Origin of the sequence: Streptomyces sp. Ag109_O5-10 (assembly GCF_900105755.1) — a bacterium.
In the GTDB taxonomy this organism is placed as follows: domain Bacteria; phylum Actinomycetota; class Actinomycetes; order Streptomycetales; family Streptomycetaceae; genus Streptomyces.
Window position 1 is genome coordinate 7,682,220 of the sequence record NZ_FNTQ01000001.1, and the last position, 17,509, is coordinate 7,699,728.

The 17,509-nt window shown below is 70.4% G+C and carries 16 protein-coding genes; 13 read left to right on the plus strand and 3 right to left on the minus strand.

Going from position 1 to position 17,509, the window contains the following annotated elements; translation table 11 throughout:
* Nucleotides 1–22 precede the first annotated feature (22 nt).
* The 8 genes from ruvC (at nt 23) to BLW82_RS35105 (ending at nt 9,437) form a co-directional block, all read left to right on the plus strand.
* Nucleotides 23–562 carry a crossover junction endodeoxyribonuclease RuvC gene (gene ruvC, locus BLW82_RS35070; RefSeq protein ID WP_093505324.1) on the plus strand — a complete coding sequence of 180 codons (540 nt, stop codon included), beginning with the start codon at nt 23–25 and terminating at the stop codon, nt 560–562.
* Nucleotides 559–1,164 carry a Holliday junction branch migration protein RuvA gene (ruvA, locus tag BLW82_RS35075; RefSeq protein ID WP_093505326.1) on the plus strand — a complete coding sequence of 202 codons (606 nt, stop codon included), beginning with the start codon at nt 559–561 and terminating at the stop codon, nt 1,162–1,164. The genes ruvC and ruvA overlap by 4 nt, the downstream gene beginning before the upstream one ends.
* 27 nt (nt 1,165–1,191) lie before the next feature.
* Entirely contained in the window at nt 1,192–2,271 is a 1,080-nt protein-coding gene (ruvB, locus tag BLW82_RS35080) for a Holliday junction branch migration DNA helicase RuvB (RefSeq protein WP_093505328.1), read from the plus strand.
* Nucleotides 2,272–2,552: 281 nt separating this feature from the next.
* Complete coding sequence (gene yajC / locus BLW82_RS35085) at nt 2,553–3,083, plus strand: preprotein translocase subunit YajC (RefSeq protein WP_093505330.1); 531 nt, start codon at nt 2,553–2,555, stop codon at nt 3,081–3,083.
* Between the two features lie 141 nt (nt 3,084–3,224).
* Nucleotides 3,225–5,030 (plus strand): protein translocase subunit SecD, encoded by a 1,806-nt coding sequence (gene secD, locus BLW82_RS35090; RefSeq protein WP_177233170.1) that lies wholly within the window; start codon nt 3,225–3,227, stop codon nt 5,028–5,030.
* A gap of 3 nt (nt 5,031–5,033) precedes the next feature.
* Entirely contained in the window at nt 5,034–6,143 is a 1,110-nt protein-coding gene (gene secF, locus BLW82_RS35095) for a protein translocase subunit SecF (protein ID WP_093505334.1), read from the plus strand.
* Nucleotides 6,140–6,679 carry an adenine phosphoribosyltransferase gene (locus BLW82_RS35100; protein WP_093505336.1) on the plus strand — a complete coding sequence of 180 codons (540 nt, stop codon included), beginning with the start codon at nt 6,140–6,142 and terminating at the stop codon, nt 6,677–6,679. Before secF ends, BLW82_RS35100 begins: the two co-directional genes overlap by 4 nt.
* A 229-nt stretch (nt 6,680–6,908) precedes the next feature.
* Nucleotides 6,909–9,437 carry a RelA/SpoT family protein gene (locus tag BLW82_RS35105; protein WP_093505338.1) on the plus strand — a complete coding sequence of 843 codons (2,529 nt, stop codon included), beginning with the start codon at nt 6,909–6,911 and terminating at the stop codon, nt 9,435–9,437.
* A gap of 74 nt (nt 9,438–9,511) precedes the next feature.
* Here BLW82_RS35105 and BLW82_RS35110 read toward each other — a convergent pair whose 3' ends face one another.
* Nucleotides 9,512–10,741: a DUF349 domain-containing protein gene (locus BLW82_RS35110; protein WP_093505340.1), complete on the minus strand. Its 1,230-nt coding sequence runs from the start codon at nt 10,739–10,741 to the stop codon at nt 9,512–9,514.
* Nucleotides 10,742–10,876: 135 nt separating this feature from the next.
* On the minus strand, nt 10,877–11,698 hold the full coding sequence (locus BLW82_RS35115; protein WP_093505342.1) for a peptidylprolyl isomerase: 822 nt from the start codon (nt 11,696–11,698) through the stop codon (nt 10,877–10,879).
* Between the two features lie 178 nt (nt 11,699–11,876).
* Here BLW82_RS35115 and BLW82_RS35120 point away from each other — a divergent pair, with 178 nt between their 5' ends.
* Together BLW82_RS35120 and hisS are read left to right on the plus strand one after the other, a co-directional pair.
* The gene (locus BLW82_RS35120; RefSeq protein WP_093505344.1) at nt 11,877–12,587 is read left to right on the plus strand and encodes an MBL fold metallo-hydrolase; all 711 of its coding nucleotides are present in this window, start codon (nt 11,877–11,879) and stop codon (nt 12,585–12,587) included.
* 11 nt (nt 12,588–12,598) lie between these two features.
* Nucleotides 12,599–13,861, plus strand: a complete 1,263-nt coding sequence (hisS, locus tag BLW82_RS35125) for a histidine--tRNA ligase (RefSeq protein WP_093505346.1) — start codon at nt 12,599–12,601, stop codon at nt 13,859–13,861.
* Nucleotides 13,862–14,126: 265 nt separating this feature from the next.
* Here hisS and BLW82_RS46385 read toward each other — a convergent pair whose 3' ends face one another.
* Nucleotides 14,127–14,348 (minus strand): hypothetical protein, encoded by a 222-nt coding sequence (locus BLW82_RS46385; RefSeq protein ID WP_143063732.1) that lies wholly within the window; start codon nt 14,346–14,348, stop codon nt 14,127–14,129.
* Between the two features lie 146 nt (nt 14,349–14,494).
* On the opposite strand from BLW82_RS46385, the gene BLW82_RS35135 reads away from it, so the two are divergent.
* The 3 genes from BLW82_RS35135 to rpsD all read left to right on the plus strand — a co-directional run bounded on the left by BLW82_RS35135 (nt 14,495) and on the right by rpsD (nt 17,490).
* Complete coding sequence (locus tag BLW82_RS35135; protein WP_093505350.1) at nt 14,495–15,151, plus strand: vitamin K epoxide reductase family protein; 657 nt, start codon at nt 14,495–14,497, stop codon at nt 15,149–15,151.
* A 59-nt stretch (nt 15,152–15,210) separates the two neighbouring features.
* Nucleotides 15,211–16,566 (plus strand): replication-associated recombination protein A, encoded by a 1,356-nt coding sequence (locus BLW82_RS35140; RefSeq protein WP_093505352.1) that lies wholly within the window; start codon nt 15,211–15,213, stop codon nt 16,564–16,566.
* Between the two features lie 309 nt (nt 16,567–16,875).
* Nucleotides 16,876–17,490, plus strand: coding sequence for a 30S ribosomal protein S4 (gene rpsD / locus BLW82_RS35145; protein WP_093505354.1), 615 nt, complete (start codon nt 16,876–16,878; stop codon nt 17,488–17,490).
* Nucleotides 17,491–17,509: the final 19 nt, after the last annotated feature.

The window sequence follows — 17,509 nt, forward strand, 5'->3', positions numbered from 1 at the left end:
GTGACCGAAGGGAGGGGGCGCGGTGCGTGTACTGGGGGTGGACCCCGGGCTGACCCGGTGCGGTGTCGGGGTGGTCGAGGGTGTTGCGGGGCGACCGCTCACCATGGTCGGCGTGGGGGTCGTACGGACGCCCGTGGACGCCGAACTGGGCCATCGCCTCGTCGCCATCGAGCAGGGCATCGAGCAGTGGCTGGACGAGCACCGGCCCGAATACGTCGCCGTGGAGCGGGTGTTCAGCCAGCACAACGTACGGACCGTGATGGGCACCGCCCAGGCCAGCGCCGTCGCCATGCTGTGCGCCGCCCGCCGGGGCATCCCCGTCGCCCTGCACACGCCCAGCGAGGTCAAGGCCGCCGTCACCGGTTCAGGACGCGCCGACAAGGCTCAGGTCGGCGCCATGGTCACCCGGCTGCTCAGGCTCAGCGCCGCGCCGAAGCCCGCCGACGCCGCCGACGCCCTCGCGCTCGCCATCTGCCACATCTGGCGCGCGCCCGCGCAGAACCGACTCCAGCAGGCCGTCGCCCTGCACGCAGCCAACGCAACGAAAGGCCGTACGGCATGATCGCCTTCGTCAGCGGCCCGGTCGCCGCCCTCGCCCCGGACTCCGCGGTCGTCGAGGTGGGCGGGATCGGCATCGCCGTCCAGTGCACCCCCAACACCCTGTCGGGGCTGCGCATGGGCCAGCCCACCAAGCTGGCCACCTCCCTGGTCGTACGGGAGGACTCGCTCACGCTCTACGGCTTCGTGGACGACGACGAGCGCCAGGTCTTCGAGCTGCTCCAGACGGCGAGCGGGGTCGGGCCGCGGCTCGCCCAGGCGATGCTCGCCGTGCACAGCCCGGACGCGCTGCGCCGCGCGGTCGCCACCGGTGACGAGAAGGCGCTGATCGCCGTTCCCGGCATCGGCAAGAAGGGCGCGCAGAAGCTGCTCCTCGAGCTGAAGGACCGGCTCGGCGAGCCCGTCGGCGCCCCCGCGATCGGTGCGCCGATCAGCCAGGGCTGGCGCGACCAGCTGCACGCCGCCCTGATCGGCCTCGGCTACGCGACCCGGGAGGCCGACGAGGCCGTCACCGCCGTCGCCCCGCAGGCCGAGGCCGCCGGGGGCCCGCCCCAGGTCGGCCAGTTGCTCAAGGCCGCCCTGCAGACCCTCAACCGCGCCCGCTGACCCCACCACCGCTGAGGCACATCACTTATGAACTGGGACGACCCGACCGACACCGGCGCCGACGCGGAGCGGCTGGTGGGCGCCGTCGCCGACCGCGAGGACCAGGCCGTCGAGGCCGCCCTGCGCCCCAAGGACCTCGGCGAGTTCATCGGCCAGGAGAAGGTCCGCGAGCAGCTCGACCTGGTGCTGCGCGCGGCACGCGCGCGTGGCGCCACCGCCGACCACGTGCTGCTCTCCGGCGCCCCCGGCCTGGGCAAGACCACTCTCTCCATGATCATCGCGGCCGAGATGGGCGCCCCGATCCGCATCACCTCGGGCCCCGCCATCCAGCACGCCGGCGACCTGGCCGCGATCCTCTCCTCCCTCCAGGAGGGCGAGGTCCTCTTCCTCGACGAGATCCACCGCATGTCGCGGCCCGCCGAGGAGATGCTGTACATGGCGATGGAGGACTTCCGCGTCGACGTCATCGTGGGCAAGGGCCCGGGTGCCACCGCCATCCCCCTGGAGCTGCCCCCGTTCACCCTGGTCGGCGCGACCACGCGCGCGGGTCTGCTGCCGCCCCCGCTGCGCGACCGCTTCGGCTTCACCGCGCACATGGAGTTCTACGAGCCGCGCGAGCTGGAGCGGGTGGTGCACCGCTCGGCCAGCCTGCTGGACGTCGAGATCGAGCCGGCCGGCGCCGCCGAGATCGCGGGCCGCTCCCGCGGCACGCCCCGCATCGCGAACCGGCTGCTGCGCCGGGTCCGCGACTACGCGCAGGTCAAGGCGGACGGGCTGATCACCCGCGAGATCGCGCACGCGGCGCTCGCCGTCTACGAGGTGGACGAGCGCGGCCTGGACCGGCTGGACCGCGCGGTCCTGGAAGCCCTGCTCAAGCTGTTCGGCGGCGGTCCGGTCGGCCTGTCCACCCTCGCCGTCGCGGTGGGGGAGGAGCGGGAGACGGTCGAGGAGGTCGCCGAACCCTTCCTGGTCCGCGAGGGCCTGCTCGCCCGCACCCCCCGCGGCCGCGTCGCCACCCCCGCCGCCTGGGCCCACCTTGGCCTGACCGCCCCGCGCGGCGCGGCGGGCGGAACGGGCCAGCAGGACCTGTTCGGCACCTCACAATGAGAACGTGCCGAGCCCCTCGTGACCGGGGCCCGGCTCGGGGATTCGCGGGCCTCCCCGCCCGGACGGACCGCCGTCCGCGGACCGGGTTCCGGCCGCAGACGTGATCGCTTCGTGACGGCGGGGCATTGGCGGGCCCAGGAACCCAGGTGCCATGCTGAGCGTTGTTCCATGCGCGCGGACTCGCTTAGACTCCGCCGATGCCGCCTTTGCGGGCGGCGCCCACCACACCCCCATCATCCAGGCCGCTCACCGCCGCGGCTGCGCGAAGGAAATTCCGTCCCGTGAATAGCTTGCCTCTTCTCGTGTTCATCGTCCTCATCGCGGCCATGTTCCTGATGACGCGTTCCACCCGGAAGCGCCAGCAGCAGGCCACGCAGATGCGGAACGAGATCCAGCCCGGCAACGGGGTCCGTACCATCGGGGGCATGTACGCGACGGTCAAGGAAGTCAACGAGGACACGGTCCTCCTCGACGCCGGGCCGGGCGTCGACCTCCTCTTCGCGAAGAACGCGATCGGCGCCATCCTCACGGACGACGAGTACAACCGCATCGTGCACGGCGTCGAGCACGACCTGAAGTCCGACGCCGACGTCGTCCCGGACGACGCATCCTCCCTCACCGAGACCGACGACGCGCCTGCCGACGCTGCCGCCGCCTCCGACGACAAGGCCGTCGACCTCGGGAAGAAGGACGCCGCCGGGGACGAGGCCGAGGCCGTGGAGAAGACCGACGGGCCGGCCGAGTCCGCGACCGCCGAGGCGAAGGCCGACGAAGAGCCGAAGAAGACCGACGGCGACTCCGACGCGAAGTAGCCGTGTCCCGGGGAGCGGTGCGTAGATCCCACACGCACCTCGCACCCCGGGCGCGTCTGTTTCCCGCACGGGGTCCCGACACCATGTCATGGCCGACCGCACCGACCAGGCGCGCGGCGGCCCGAGAGGGAGTACGAGAAGGTGGCAGCACCTAAGAGGGGCCGGAGCGCGAGCGCCCAGAGCAAGCCAGGGCGCTCGCTGGCCCTCATCCTGATCGCCATCGTGGCGCTCACCGGCGGAATGTTCGCCTCCGGAAACACCACTCCGCGTCTCGGTATCGACCTGGCCGGTGGTACGAGCATCACGCTGCAGGCGAGGAACGAGCCGGGCCAGCCCAACGCGATCAACAAGACCAACATGAACACCGCGGTCGAGATCATGAACCGCCGTGTCAACGGTCTGGGTGTGTCCGAGGCAGAGGTCCAGACCCAGGGCACCAGCAACATCATCGTCAACATCCCCAAGGGCACGAACTCCGCAGAGGCCCGCCAGCAGGTCGGCACCACCGCGAAGCTGTACTTCCGCCCGGTCCTGGCCCAGGAGGCCAGCGGCGCCCCGGCGTCGAGCGCCTCCCCGAGCGCGTCCGCCGGCGGCAACTCCACCGCCTCCCCGAGCGCGTCCCCGTCGAGCAGTGCGTCGACGTCCCAGAAGGCGACCGGGTCGTCCGCCTCGCCGTCCTCCTCGGCCACCTCGCAGGGCCGCGCGGTCACCGACGCCCTGAAGGCCGGCTCCACGCCGTCGTCCTCGGCGTCCGCCTCCTCCTCGGCGAGCCCCTCCGCCACCTCCTCGGCCGACGCGAGCGCCTCTGCCAGCGCCTCCGCCGCGGCCTCGAAGCTTCAGGCCGAGTACACCGCGCTGGACTGCACCAAGGCCGCCCAGCGCGCCACCGCAGGCAAGAGCGCCAAGCCGACCGACACCACCGTGGCCTGCGGCAAGATCGGCAACGCCTGGTTCAAGTACGTGCTCGGCCCGGCCCGCGTCGACGGCACCGACGTCAAGAAGGCCCAGGCCGTCTTCGACACGCAGGGCGCCGCAGGCTGGCAGGTCCAGATGACCTTCACCGGCAGCGGATCCAAGAAGTTCGCGGACGTCACCGGCGAGCTCGCCAAGAACACCTCCCAGCCGACGAACGAGTTCGGCATCGTCCTCGACGGCGAGGTCGTCTCCAGCCCGACCGTGAGCCAGTCCATCACCGGCGGCTCGGCGGAGATCTCCGGCAGCTTCACCCAGCAAGAGGCCCAGAGCCTCGCCAACGTGCTGTCGTACGGCGCGCTCCCGCTCTCCTTCAGGACGGAGAGCGTCACCACGGTCACCGCCGCCCTCGGTGGTCAGCAGCTGCACGCCGGTCTGCTGGCCGGTGCCATCGGCCTCGCGCTGGTCATCATCTACCTGGTGGCCTTCTACCGCGGCCTGTCGCTGATCGCGATCCCCTCGCTGCTGGTGTCCGCGGTCCTGACCTACACGATCATGTCGCTGCTCGGCCCGACGATCCACTTCGCGCTGAACCTGCCCGCGGTCTGCGGTGCGATCGTCGCGATCGGCATCACGGCGGACTCGTTCATCGTGTTCTTCGAACGCATCCGGGACGAGATCCGCGAGGGCCGCACGCTGCGCCCAGCCGTCGAGCGGGCCTGGCCGCGCGCCCGGCGCACCATCCTGGTCTCCGACTTCGTGTCGTTCCTGGCCGCCGCCGTGCTGTTCATCGTGACCGTCGGCAAGGTCCAGGGCTTCGCGTTCACCCTCGGTCTGACCACCGTGCTCGACGTGGTCGTCGTCTTCTTCTTCACCAAGCCGCTGATGACGCTCTTCGCCCGGCGTAAGTTCTTCGCGAGCGGCCACAAGTGGTCGGGCCTCGACCCGAAGGGCCTGGGCGCCAAGGCCCCGCTGCGCCGCACCCGCCGTCCCGCCGGCCCCACCGCCGGCCCTGTCGACCCGAAGGAAGCGTGAGCGATGTCGAAACTCGGCAACCTCGGCGCCCGACTCCACCGCGGCGAGATCAGCTACGACTTCGTCGGCAAGCGCAAGATCTGGTACGGCGTCTCCATCCTGATCACCATCACGGCCATCGTCGGCCTGGCGGTGCGCGGCCTGAACATGGGCATCGACTTCCAGGGCGGCGCCGTCTTCACCACCTCGAAGACCAGCGTCTCGGTGTCCCAGGCGGAGACCTACGCGCAGCAGGCCTCCGGCCACGACGCGGTCGTGCAGAAGCTCGGCACGGGTGGTCTGCGCATCCAGATCGCCGGCATGGACACCGAGAAGTCGGACGCGACCAAGGCCAAGCTGGCCAGGGACATGAACGTGGACCCGGAGTCCATCAACTCCGACCTGGTTGGCCCCAGCTGGGGTGACGAGATCGCCAACAAGGCCTGGGAGGGCCTCGGCATCTTCATGGTCCTCGTGGTGGTCTACCTGGCGATCGCCTTCGAGTGGCGGATGGCGGTCGCGGCCCTGGTCGCGCTGATCCACGACATCACCATCACGACCGGTATCTACGCCCTGGTCGGCTTCGAGGTCACGCCCGGCACGGTCATCGGTCTGCTGACGATCCTCGGTTACTCGCTCTACGACACGGTCGTCGTCTTCGACAGCCTCAAGGAGCAGACGAAGGACATCACCAAGCAGACCCGCTTCACCTACAGCGACATCGCCAACCACTCGATCAACGGCACCCTGGTCCGTTCGATCAACACCACGGTGGTCGCGCTGCTGCCGGTCGCGGGCCTGCTGTTCATCGGCGGCGGCTTCCTCGGCGCGGGCACGCTCAACGACATCTCGCTGTCGCTGTTCGTCGGTCTCGCCGCCGGTGCCTACTCGTCGATCTTCATCGCCACGCCGCTCGTCGCCGACCTCAAGGAGGCCGAGCCGCAGATGAAGGCGCTCCGGAAGCGCGTTTTCGCCAAGCGCGCCCAGGCCACCGCCGAGGAGGAGATGGCCGAGGCCCGGGTCGGCGGCTCCGAGGGGTCCGACGACGCCGCCCCGGCCGTCGTCGGCCCGCGCAACCAGCCCGCGTCCCGCAACCGCGGCGGCCGCGGCCGCCCGTCGGGGAAGCGCCGGTGACCGACATCGAGGAACTGCTGCGCAGCCGTATCCGGGACGTCGAGGACTACCCGGAGCAGGGCGTGATGTTCAAGGACATCACCCCGCTCCTGGCGGATCCGGCCGCGTTCACCGCGCTCACCGACGCCCTCGCGGAGATCGCCGAGCGCACCGGCGCCACCAAGGTCGTCGGCCTGGAGGCCCGGGGATTCATCCTGGGCGCCCCGGTCGCCGTCCGCGCCGGCCTCGGCTTCATCCCGGTCCGCAAGGCGGGCAAGCTCCCCGGAGCCACCCTCCGCCAGGCCTACGAGCTGGAGTACGGCTCGGCCGAGATCGAGGTGCACGCCGAGGACCTCGGGGCGGACGACCGGATCCTGATCGTCGACGACGTGCTCGCCACCGGCGGCACCGCCGAGGCCGCGATCCAGCTGATCCACCGCGCCGGCGCCGAGGTCGCGGGCGTCGCGGTCCTGATGGAGCTGGGCTTCCTGGGCGGCCGCGGCCGCCTGGAGCCGGCCCTGCGGGGAGCGCCGCTGGAGGCCCTCCTCCAGGTCTGAGCGCTCGTACGACCGGACCGGACGGCCGCCCTCTCGGGGGCGGCCGTCCGCGTTCCACGGGGCCCGGGAGCACCCGCAGGACACCCCGGTGGAATCCCACGGCAGCCTCCGGTGTTCCTCCCGTATACGGTTCTCCCTCCGGCCTGCAGGCGATGACATGGCCCAGGATCGCTACCATGGGCACTCCGGAGCCTGACCGGGGGACCCGGATCGCGCACGAGGAGTCCTCTTGCCAGACGAGGCCCAGCCACTGACAGCCGCCAAGCCCGAGCCCGCCTCGGCGCCCGCGGCCAAGCCCGCGCCGAACGTGTCGCAGACGAAGAACGACACCCATGGGCCGGTCGAGCACGCCCAGTCCGCGCCGGTCGAGAAGTCGGCCGAGACCTCGCGCCCGAAGCCGGCCCCGCCCGAGCGCCCCGAGTCCCGCCCCAACAGCGGCCAGCCCGCCCGCTCCGGCTCCTCCAACCGCGTCCGTGCGCGCCTGGCCCGCCTCGGCGTGCAGCGCGCGAACCCGTACAACCCGGTCCTGGAGCCACTGCTGCGCATAGTCCGCAGCAACGACCCCAAGATCGAGAACGCCACGCTCCGCCAGATCGAGCGCGCCTACCAGGTCGCCGAGCGCTGGCACCGCGGCCAGAAGCGCAAGAGCGGCGACCCGTACATCACCCACCCGCTCGCGGTGACCACGATCCTCGCCGAGCTGGGCATGGACCCGGCGACCCTGATGGCGGGCCTGCTGCACGACACCGTCGAGGACACCGAGTACGGCCTGGAGGACCTGCGCCGCGACTTCGGCGACGTCGTCGCGCTGCTCGTCGACGGCGTGACCAAACTGGACAAGGTCAAGTTCGGCGAGGCCGCGCAGGCCGAGACCGTGCGCAAGATGGTCGTCGCCATGGCCAAGGACCCGCGCGTCCTGGTCATCAAGCTCGCCGACCGCCTGCACAACATGCGCACCATGCGCTACCTCAAGCGCGAGAAACAGGAGAAGAAGGCGCGCGAGACCCTGGAGATCTACGCGCCGCTCGCCCACCGGCTGGGCATGAACACCATCAAGTGGGAGCTGGAGGACCTCGCGTTCGCGATCCTCTACCCCAAGATGTACGACGAGATCGTCCGCCTGGTCGCCGAGCGCGCTCCCAAGCGCGACGAGTACCTGGCGATAGTGACCGACGAGGTCCAGGCCGACCTGCGCGCCGCCCGCATCAAGGCGACCGTCACCGGCCGCCCGAAGCACTACTACAGCGTCTACCAGAAGATGATCGTCCGCGGCCGGGACTTCGCGGAGATCTACGACCTGGTGGGCATCCGCGTCCTGGTGGACACCGTCCGCGACTGCTACGCGGCCCTGGGCACCGTCCACGCGCGCTGGAACCCGGTTCCGGGGCGCTTCAAGGACTACATCGCGATGCCCAAGTTCAACATGTACCAGTCGCTGCACACGACGGTCATCGGCCCCAACGGCAAGCCCGTCGAACTCCAGATCCGCACGTTCGACATGCACCGTCGCGCCGAGTACGGCATCGCGGCGCACTGGAAGTACAAGCAGGAGGCCGTGGCCGGCGCCTCCAAGGTCCGTAGCGACGTGCCCAAGTCGTCCGGCAAGGGCAAGGACGACCACCTCAACGACATGGCGTGGCTGCGGCAGTTGCTGGACTGGCAGAAGGAGACCGAGGACCCCAGCGAGTTCCTGGAGTCCCTGCGCTTCGACCTGTCCCGCAACGAGGTCTTCGTCTTCACGCCCAAGGGCGACGTCATAGCGCTCCCGGCCGGTGCCACCCCGGTCGACTTCGCGTACGCGGTCCACACCGAGGTCGGCCACCGCACGATAGGCGCCAGGGTCAACGGCCGCCTCGTCCCGCTCGAATCGACGCTGGACAACGGCGACCTGGTCGAGGTCTTCACCTCCAAGGCCACCGGTGCCGGACCGTCCCGGGACTGGCTCGGCTTCGTCAAGTCCCCGCGGGCCCGCAACAAGATCCGCGGCTGGTTCTCCAAGGAGCGCCGGGACGAGGCGATCGAGCAGGGCAAGGACGCCATCGTCCGCGCGATGCGCAAGCAGAACCTGCCGATCCAGCGCATCCTCACCGGTGACTCGCTGGTGACGCTGGCGCACGAGATGCGCTACCCGGACATCTCCTCGCTGTACGCGGCGATCGGCGAGGGTCATGTGGCCGCGCAGAACGTCGTGCAGAAGCTGGTGCAGGCGCTCGGCGGCGAGGAGGCGGCCACCGAGGAGATGGACGAGGCGGTCCCGCCGACCCGCGGCCGCCGCAGCAAGCGGCGCAGCAGCCAGGACCCCGGTGTGGTCGTGAAGGGCGTCGACGACGTCTGGGTCAAGCTGGCCCGCTGCTGCACCCCCGTGCCCGGCGACCCGATCATCGGCTTCGTCACGCGCGGCAGCGGGGTCTCGGTGCACCGCAGCGACTGCGTCAACGTCGAGTCACTGTCCCGCGAGCCCGAGCGCATCCTCGACGTCGAGTGGGCGCCCACCCAGTCCTCGGTCTTCCTGGTCGCCATCCAGGTCGAGGCCCTGGACCGCTCCCGGCTCCTCTCCGACGTCACCCGCGTCCTGTCCGACCAGCACGTCAACATCCTCTCCGCGGCCGTCCAGACCTCCCGCGACCGGGTGGCCACCTCCCGCTTCACCTTCGAGATGGGCGACCCCAAGCACCTGGGCCACGTCCTGAAGGCCGTACGGGGCGTGGAGGGCGTGTACGACGTCTACCGGGTCACCTCGGCGCGCAACCGTTCCTAGCGGCGGTCAGGCACACGACGAGAGGGGCCCCGTACGCCGCGTACGGGGCCCCTCTCGTCGTGTGTCCTGTCCGGCTAGCCGCCGAACTCCTGGAGGCCCTTCAGAGCCTGGTCCAGGAGCGCCTGGCGGCCTTCCAGCTCACGCTCCAGCTTCTCCGCCTTCGACGCGTTGCCCTGGGCGCGGGCCTGGTCGATCTGCGTCCGCAGCTTGTCGACGGCGGCCTGCAGCTGGCCGGTCAGGCCCGCGGCACGCGCGCGTGCCTCCGGGTTGGTCCGGCGCCACTCGGCCTCCTCGGCCTCCTGGATGGCCCGGTCGACCGTGTGCATCCGGCCCTCGACCTTCGGCCGCGCGTCGCGCGGCACGTGGCCGATGGCCTCCCACCGCTCGTTGATCGAGCGGAAGGCGGACCGAGCGGACTTCAGGTCCGTGATCGGCAGGAGCTTCTCGGCCTCGGCGGCCAGCTCCTCCTTCAGCTTCAGGTTCTCCGTCTGCTCCGCGTCCCGCTCCGCGAAGGCGGAACCGCGCGCCGCGAAGAACACGTCCTGGGCGCCGCGGAAGCGGTTCCACAGGTCGTCCTCGTGCTCGCGCTGGGCCCGGCCCGCGGCCTTCCACTCGGCCATCAGCTCGCGGTAGCGCGCGGCCGTCGGACCCCAGTCCGTCGAGTCCGACAGCGCCTCCGCCTCGGCGACCAGCTTCTCCTTGACCTTGCGGGCGTCCTCGCGTTGGGCGTCGAGCTGCGCGAAGTGCGCCTTGCGACGCTTGGAGAACGCCGACCGGGCGTGCGAGAAGCGGTGCCACAGCTCGTCGTCCGACTTGCGGTCCAGGCGCGGCAGGCCCTTCCAGGTGTCCACCAGGGACCGCAGCCGCTCACCGGCCGCCCGCCACTGGTCGGACTGTGCCAGCTGCTCCGCCTCGGTGACCAGGTCCTCCTTGGCCTGACGGGCCTCGTCGGACTGCTTGGCACGCTGCGCCTTGCGCTCCTCGCGGCGCGAGTCCACGGTCTTCACCAGCTCGCCCAGCCGGGTGCGCAGCGCCTCCAGGTCACCGACCGCGTGGTGCGCCTCCACCTGCTCGCGCAGGTGGTCGATGGCGGCCTGGGCGTCCTTCGCGGACAGGTCGGTGGTCTGTACTCGCTTTTCGAGGAGGCCGATCTCGACAACCAGGCCCTCGTACTTGCGCTCGAAGTAGGCCAGCGCCTCCTCAGGGGAGCCGGCCTGCCAGGACCCGACGACCTGCTCGCCGTCGGCCGTACGCACGTACACGGTCCCCGTCTCGTCGACGCGGCCCCACGGGTCGCTGCTCACAGCGCCTCCTCCACATGATGCCCGCGAGGGGCCTCAGCGCCCCCGGGCATCGTCCACAGTTTCGTCACGGCCAACATAGGCGACCGGCGGGTTGCCTGTCCGCATCCCGCGCGACCGAAATTTCGCAGTTCGTGGTCAGGATTTCGTGACCGTGGCCTTGTTGATCACGACCGTCGCGTTCGGGGCTCCGTCACCCTGTCCCGTGGTCTCACCGGCGGCGGCGATCTTCTTGAGGATCTTCATCCCGGCCGCGTCGACCGTGCCGAACGGGGCGTAGCTGGGCGGCAACTGGCTGTCCTGGTAGACGAGGAAGAACTGGCTGCCACCGGTGTGCTTCTGGCCCGTGTTGGCCATCGCGACCGTACCCGCCGGGTAGATGCCGCCCTTGAGGCTCGTGTCCTTCAGGTTCTCGTCGGGGATCGTGTATCCGGGACCGCCGCTTCCGGTCCCCGTGGGGTCGCCGCACTGCAGCACGTAGATGCCGTTGGTGGTGAGCCGGTGGCACTTGCTGTGGTCGAAGTAGCCCTTCGACGCGAGGAAGTCGAACGAGTTCACGGTGTGCGGAGCCGCCGACGTCTTCATCGCGATGCCGATGTCGCCGCAGGTCGTCGACAGCGTCATCGTGTACTTCGCCGACGCGTCGATCGTCATCGCCGGCTCCTTCTTCCAGCTCATCTTCTTCACCGAGCCGGCCGCGGCCTTCTCGCACGGGTCCGGTGCCTTGCTGGCGCTGGGCACGGCGCTCGGCGTCGTCTCCGAGCCGGCGTTCACCTTGTCGTCCTTCTTGAACGCACCGGTCGTGTACAGCGTGACGCCGACGATCACGAGCACGCCGAGTGTTGACGCGATCACGGAGTTGCGCATGCGTGTTCTGCGTCGTGCGCTGGTACGCCGCTGCTGCTGCCGCAAGAACTTCTCCCGGGCGAGCTGACGCCGCCGCTGCTCCTGGCTGACCACCGGGTTCTCTCCTCATGCGTGTCGTATGTCGACCGGTACGCGTGCGTCCTGTGCGCTGTGTGAGCCGACCACTGCGTGTAGCCCCGTACCGTATATGGGTTCGCTGAGGAAACGGCAGCGCCGGTAGGCTCTGGACCACAGCTTGCAGCCACCCGAATCGACACAACGAAGGACGATCGTGCTCATTGCCGGGTTCCCCGCCGGGGCCTGGGGGACGAACTGTTATCTCGTCGCCCCCGCCGCCGGTGAGGAGTGCGTGATCATCGACCCCGGCCACCAGGCCGCCGAAGGCGTCGAGGAAGCACTGCGGAAGCATCGGCTCAAGCCCGTCGCCGTCGTCCTCACCCACGGCCACATCGACCACGTCGCCTCGGTCGTCCCCGTCTGCGGAGCGCACGACGTACCGGCCTGGATCCACCCCGAGGACCGGTACATGCTGAGCGACCCCGAGAAGGCGCTCGGCCGGTCCATCGGCATGCCGCTGATGGGCGAGCTGACCGTGGGGGAGCCGGACGACGTCCTCGAACTGGCCGACGGCGCCAAGCTGGAGCTGGCCGGACTCGAGTTCTCCGTCGCGCACGCGCCGGGCCATACCAGGGGGTCGGTGACCTTCCAGATGCCGGAGACGGCCGACGTCCCGTCGGTCTTCTTCTCGGGCGATCTGCTCTTCGCCGGCTCCATCGGACGCACGGACCTGCCGGGCGGTTCCATGGACGACATGCTGGCCTCGCTGGCCCGTGTCTGCCTGCCGCTCGACGACTCCACCGTGGTGCTGTCCGGCCACGGCCCCCAGACGACCATCGGCCAGGAGCGCGCCACCAACGCCTACTTGCGGCAGGTGGCCGCCGGCCAGGGAGCGCAAGCCGACGCTCCCCGACGAGGAATGTGACGAGAACTTCCGTGAGCACCTTTCAGGCCCCCAAGGGCACGTACGACCTGATCCCGCCCCGGTCCGCGAAGTTCCTCGCGGTGCGCGAGGCGATCGCCGGACCGTTGCGGAACTCCGGCTATGGCTTCATCGAGACGCCCGGCTTCGAGAACGTCGAGCTGTTCGCACGCGGTGTCGGCGAGTCGACCGACATCGTGACCAAGGAGATGTACGCCTTCGAGACAAAGGGCGGCGACAGGCTGGCCCTGCGGCCCGAAGGCACCGCCTCGGTCCTGCGCGCCGCTCTGGAGGCGAACCTGCACCGGCAGGGCAACCTTCCGGTCAAGCTCTGGTACTCCGGCTCGTACTACCGGTACGAGCAGCCGCAGGCAGGCCGCTACCGCCACTTCTCGCAGGTCGGTGCCGAGGCGATCGGCGCCGAGGACCCGGCCCTGGACGCCGAGCTGATCATCCTGGCCGACCAGGCGTACCGCTCGCTGGGCCTGCGGAACTTCCGCATCCTGCTCAACAGTCTGGGCGACAAGGAGTGCCGCCCGGTGTACCGCGCGGCGCTCCAGGACTTCCTGCGCGGCCTGGACCTGGACGAGGACACCCTCCGCCGCGCCGAGATCAACCCGCTGCGCGTCCTGGACGACAAGCGCGAGTCGGTCCAGAGGCAGCTCGGCGGCGCCCCCCTGCTGGGCGACTACCTCTGCGACGCCTGCAAGGCCTACCACGAGGAGGTCCGCGAGCTGATCACGGCGGCGGGCGTCGCCTTCGAGGACGACCCGAAGCTGGTCCGCGGCCTGGACTACTACACCCGCACGACCTTCGAGTTCGTCCACGACGGCCTGGGCTCCCAGTCCGCGGTGGGCGGCGGCGGCCGCTACGACGGCCTCTCCGAGATGATCGGCGGCCCCGCGCTGCCGTCCGTCGGCTGGGCCCTGGGCGTCGACCGCACGGTGCTGGCGCTGGAGGCCGAGGGTGTCGAACTCGACATCCCGTCCGCCACCAGCGTGTTCGCGGTGCCGCTCGGCGAGGAGGCGCGGCGCGTGCTCTTCGCGAAGGTCACGGAGCTGCGCCGGGTGGGCATCGCGGCGGACTTCTCCTACGGCGCCAAGGGCCTCAAGGGCGCCATGAAGAACGCCAACCGCAGCGGTGCCCGCTACGCGATCGTCGCCGGCGAACGGGACCTCGCCGAGGGCGTCGTCCAGTTGAAGGACATGGAGTCCGGCGAGCAGTCGGCGGTGGGCGTCAACGAGATCGTGGCGGAGCTGGAGTCGAGGCTCGGCTGACGGGCCGGGTAGCCGGCGCCCCTGCCATCGGCCGGTCGACTCGTCGCAGAACCAACGCAGTTGACCGGCACGGTAAACCCTTGTCGATCTCTCCGAGTGGGTGTGCGCGGCATTCGTACGCTGCGCGCAAGCCGGTCGTCGGCTCGTCCGGGAGCGGGAGCAGGAGCTCGGGGCCGCCGAGCACGGCGAGCGCCACGTCCAGGCGGCGGCGCCGGCCGCGCGAGAAGCCTTGATCCGGCTGTCCGCCTTGGGATCAGTGCGCGAATCACCGGACCGTCAACTCGGCGGGCGCCGATTCGTCCTGCCGGGCGATGCCCACCCGGGATCGCCCCGCGCGCGTGCCCGCCGCCGGGTCCGAGCAGGCCGAACCCTCGCCCCGCCGGATGCCCAGGTCGATGCCGTCCACCGGGGTCACGGGGGTCACGCCGCCGTACCGCCTGCGCAGCCCGCGGACGCGCACCGCGCGTTCGTTTCCGTGTGCTGTCATGGCTCCGAGCATCGGCCGGAACCGAGCTTTTCGGGGCGTCCGTGCGTACTTCCTTATGTCCACCGAACGGTGGAGAGGGTGCCTCGTGCGGCACAATGGCCCCTGCCCGAAGAAGTTCCAACTCTCAAACACACGGAATCGGCGTGATGAGCAAGACGACAGTCAAGGACGTCTCCACCGAGCCCGAGCCCGAGCACGCCTCCGCGGCGCAGCGCACCGAGGGCGGCAGTCTCGCCTTCGCGCTGCTGCTGATCATCACCGGCGCCGCGGGCCTGCTGGCCGCCTGGGTCATCACGATCGACAAGTTCAAGCTGCTGGAAGCCAAGGTCGAGGGCAAGACCTTCACCCCCGGGTGCAGCCTCAACCCGGTGGTCTCCTGCGGCAGCGTCATGGAGTCCAAGCAGGCCGCCGCCTTCGGCTTCCCGAACCCGATGCTCGGCCTGGTCTGCTACGGCATCGTCATCTGCGTCGGCATGAGCCTGCTGGCCCGCGCCCGCTTCCCGCGCTGGTACTGGCTGACCTTCAACTTCGGCACGCTCTTCGGCGTGGGCTTCTGCACCTGGCTGCAGTTCCAGTCCCTGTACCGGATCAACGCGCTGTGCCTGTGGTGCTCGCTGGCCTGGGTCGCCACGATCACCATGTTCTGGTACGTGACCTCCTTCAACATCCGCAAGGGTTTCCTGCCGGCCCCGAACTGGCTGAAGTCGTTCTTCGGCGAGTTCACCTGGGTGCTGCCGGTCCTGCACATCGGCATCATCGGCATGCTCATCCTGACCCGCTGGTGGGACTTCTGGACCAGCTGACGACCGGGGCCACAGGCGGCCCGGGCCGGATTGTCAGTGCCGTGACTTAGGGTTTCAGCGTGGAACCCGACCTGTTCACCGCCGCCGCAGAAGAACGCCAGGAGAAGGACCCGACCGGGAGCCCCCTGGCGGTACGGATGCGCCCGCGCACCCTCGACGAGGTGGTGGGCCAGCAGCACCTGCTCAAGCCGGGATCCCCGCTGCGCAGACTGGTCGGCGCCGGTTCCGGCGGCCCGGCCGGACCGTCGTCCGTGATCCTCTGGGGGCCGCCCGGCACCGGCAAGACGACCCTCGCGTACGTCGTCTCCAAGGCGACCGACAAGCGGTTCGTGGAGCTCTCCGCGATCACCGCGGGCGTCAAGGAGGTCCGCGCGGTCATCGACGGCGCCCGCCGCGCCACCGGGGGATACGGCAAGGAGACCGTCCTCTTCCTGGACGAGATCCACCGCTTCAGCAAGGCCCAGCAGGACTCCCTGCTCCCGGCCGTCGAGAACCGCTGGGTCACCCTGATCGCCGCGACCACCGAGAACCCGTACTTCTCGGTGATCTCCCCGCTGCTCTCCCGCTCCCTGCTCCTCACCCTCGAACCGCTCACCGACGACGACGTCCGGGGCCTGCTGCGCCGGGCCCTCACCGATGAGCGGGGCCTCAAGGAGGCCGTCGCCCTCCCCGCGGACACCGAGGAGCACCTGCTGCGCATCGCCGGCGGCGACGCCCGCCGTGCCCTGACCGCCCTGGAGGCCGCCGCCGGGGCCGCCCTCGACAAGGGCGAGACGGAGATCGGCCTGGGCACCCTGGAGGAGGTCGTCGACCGGGCCGCGGTGAAGTACGACCGCGACGGCGACCAGCACTACGACGTCGCCAGCGCCCTGATCAAGTCCATCAGGGGCTCCGACGTGGACGCGGCCCTGCACTACCTGGCCCGCATGATCGAGGCCGGTGAGGACCCCCGCTTCATCGCCCGCCGCCTGATGATCTCGGCGAGCGAGGACATCGGCCTCGCCGACCCGAACGCCCTGCCCATAGCCGTGGCCGCCGCCCAGGCCGTCGCCATGATCGGCTTCCCCGAGGCCGCCCTCACCCTCAGCCACGCCACCATCGCCCTCGCGCTCGCCCCCAAGTCCAACTCCGCGACCACCGCGATCGGCGCCGCGCTGGCGGACGTCCGCGGAGGCCTGGCCGGCCAGGTGCCCCCGCACCTGCGCGACGGCCACTACAAGGGCGCGGCCAAGCTCGGGCACGCGCAGGGCTACGTCTACCCGCACGACCTGCCCGAGGGCATCGCCGAGCAGCAGTACGCCCCGGACACCGTCCGGGACCGCGAGTACTACACCCCGACCCGGCACGGCTCCGAGGCCCGGTACGCCGACGCGGTCGAGTGGACCAGGAAGCACCTCGGTCGCAGGCGGTCCTGAGCAGCCTGTAGACTTCCCCGAGCGCCGAGTCCCGCGCAGTCAGAGCGGGACAGCCGGCCGGAACCCCCGTCAGGGGGCTCCAGGAGCGTCGCGCACCGTCGAACGGTGTCGCGGGCAGCCCACCACCATCCATCGGGTCACAGACGATGGGACCGGTCGGTGGGCCACTCGCGTGCTGCACGTATGTGCCCAGACCAGGGGAGCGGCTGCCCACCAGACCCGGCAACGGGATCCGGAGGGTTTCCCCGGCTGCGGATTGCGACCTCCCTCAACCCTGACAAGCCGAATATCAGAAGGAAGAAAGAGACAGTGGCGAACCAGTCCCGCCCCAAGGTCAAGAAGTCGCGTGCCCTCGGCATCGCGCTGACCCCGAAGGCCGTCAAGTACTTCGAGGCCCGCCCCTACCCGCCGGGTGAGCACGGCCGTGGCCGCAAGCAGAACTCGGACTACAAGGTCCGTCTGCTGGAGAAGCAGCGTCTGCGCGCGCAGTACGACATCTCCGAGCGTCAGCTGGTCCGTGCCTACGAGCGTGCCTCCAAGGTGCAGGGCAAGACCGGTGAGGCCCTGATCGTCGAGCTGGAGCGCCGCCTCGACGCGCTGGTCCTGCGTTCGGGCATCGCCCGCACGATCTACCAGGCCCGCCAGATGGTCGTCCACGGCCACATCCAGGTCAACGGCCAGAAGACCGACAAGCCGTCCTTCCGGGTCCGCCCGGACGACGTCGTGCAGGTCCGCGACCGTTCCAAGGACAAGACGCTCTTCCAGATCGCCCGTGAGGGCGGCTTCGCCCCCGACGGCGAGACCCCCCGCTACCTGCAGGTGAACCTCAAGGCCCTGGCGTTCCGCCTGGACCGCGAGCCGAACCGCAAGGAAGTTCCGGTCATCTGCGACGAGCAGCTCGTCGTCGAGTACTACGCCCGCTGATCACCGGCCGGATGTAGCA

Excerpts from the sequence above, each read along its gene's own strand:
- BLW82_RS35135 (WP_093505350.1), top strand. The coding sequence starts at position 14,495 with ATGAGCAAGACGACAGTCAAGGACGTCTCCACCGAGCCCGAGCCCGAG.
- secF (WP_093505334.1), top strand. The coding sequence starts at position 5,034 with ATGTCGAAACTCGGCAACCTCGGCGCCCGACTCCACCGCGGCGAGATC.
- ruvB (WP_093505328.1), top strand. The coding sequence starts at position 1,192 with ATGAACTGGGACGACCCGACCGACACCGGCGCCGACGCGGAGCGGCTG.
- BLW82_RS46385 (WP_143063732.1), bottom strand. The coding sequence starts at position 14,348 with ATGACAGCACACGGAAACGAACGCGCGGTGCGCGTCCGCGGGCTGCGC.
- ruvA (WP_093505326.1), top strand. The coding sequence starts at position 559 with ATGATCGCCTTCGTCAGCGGCCCGGTCGCCGCCCTCGCCCCGGACTCC.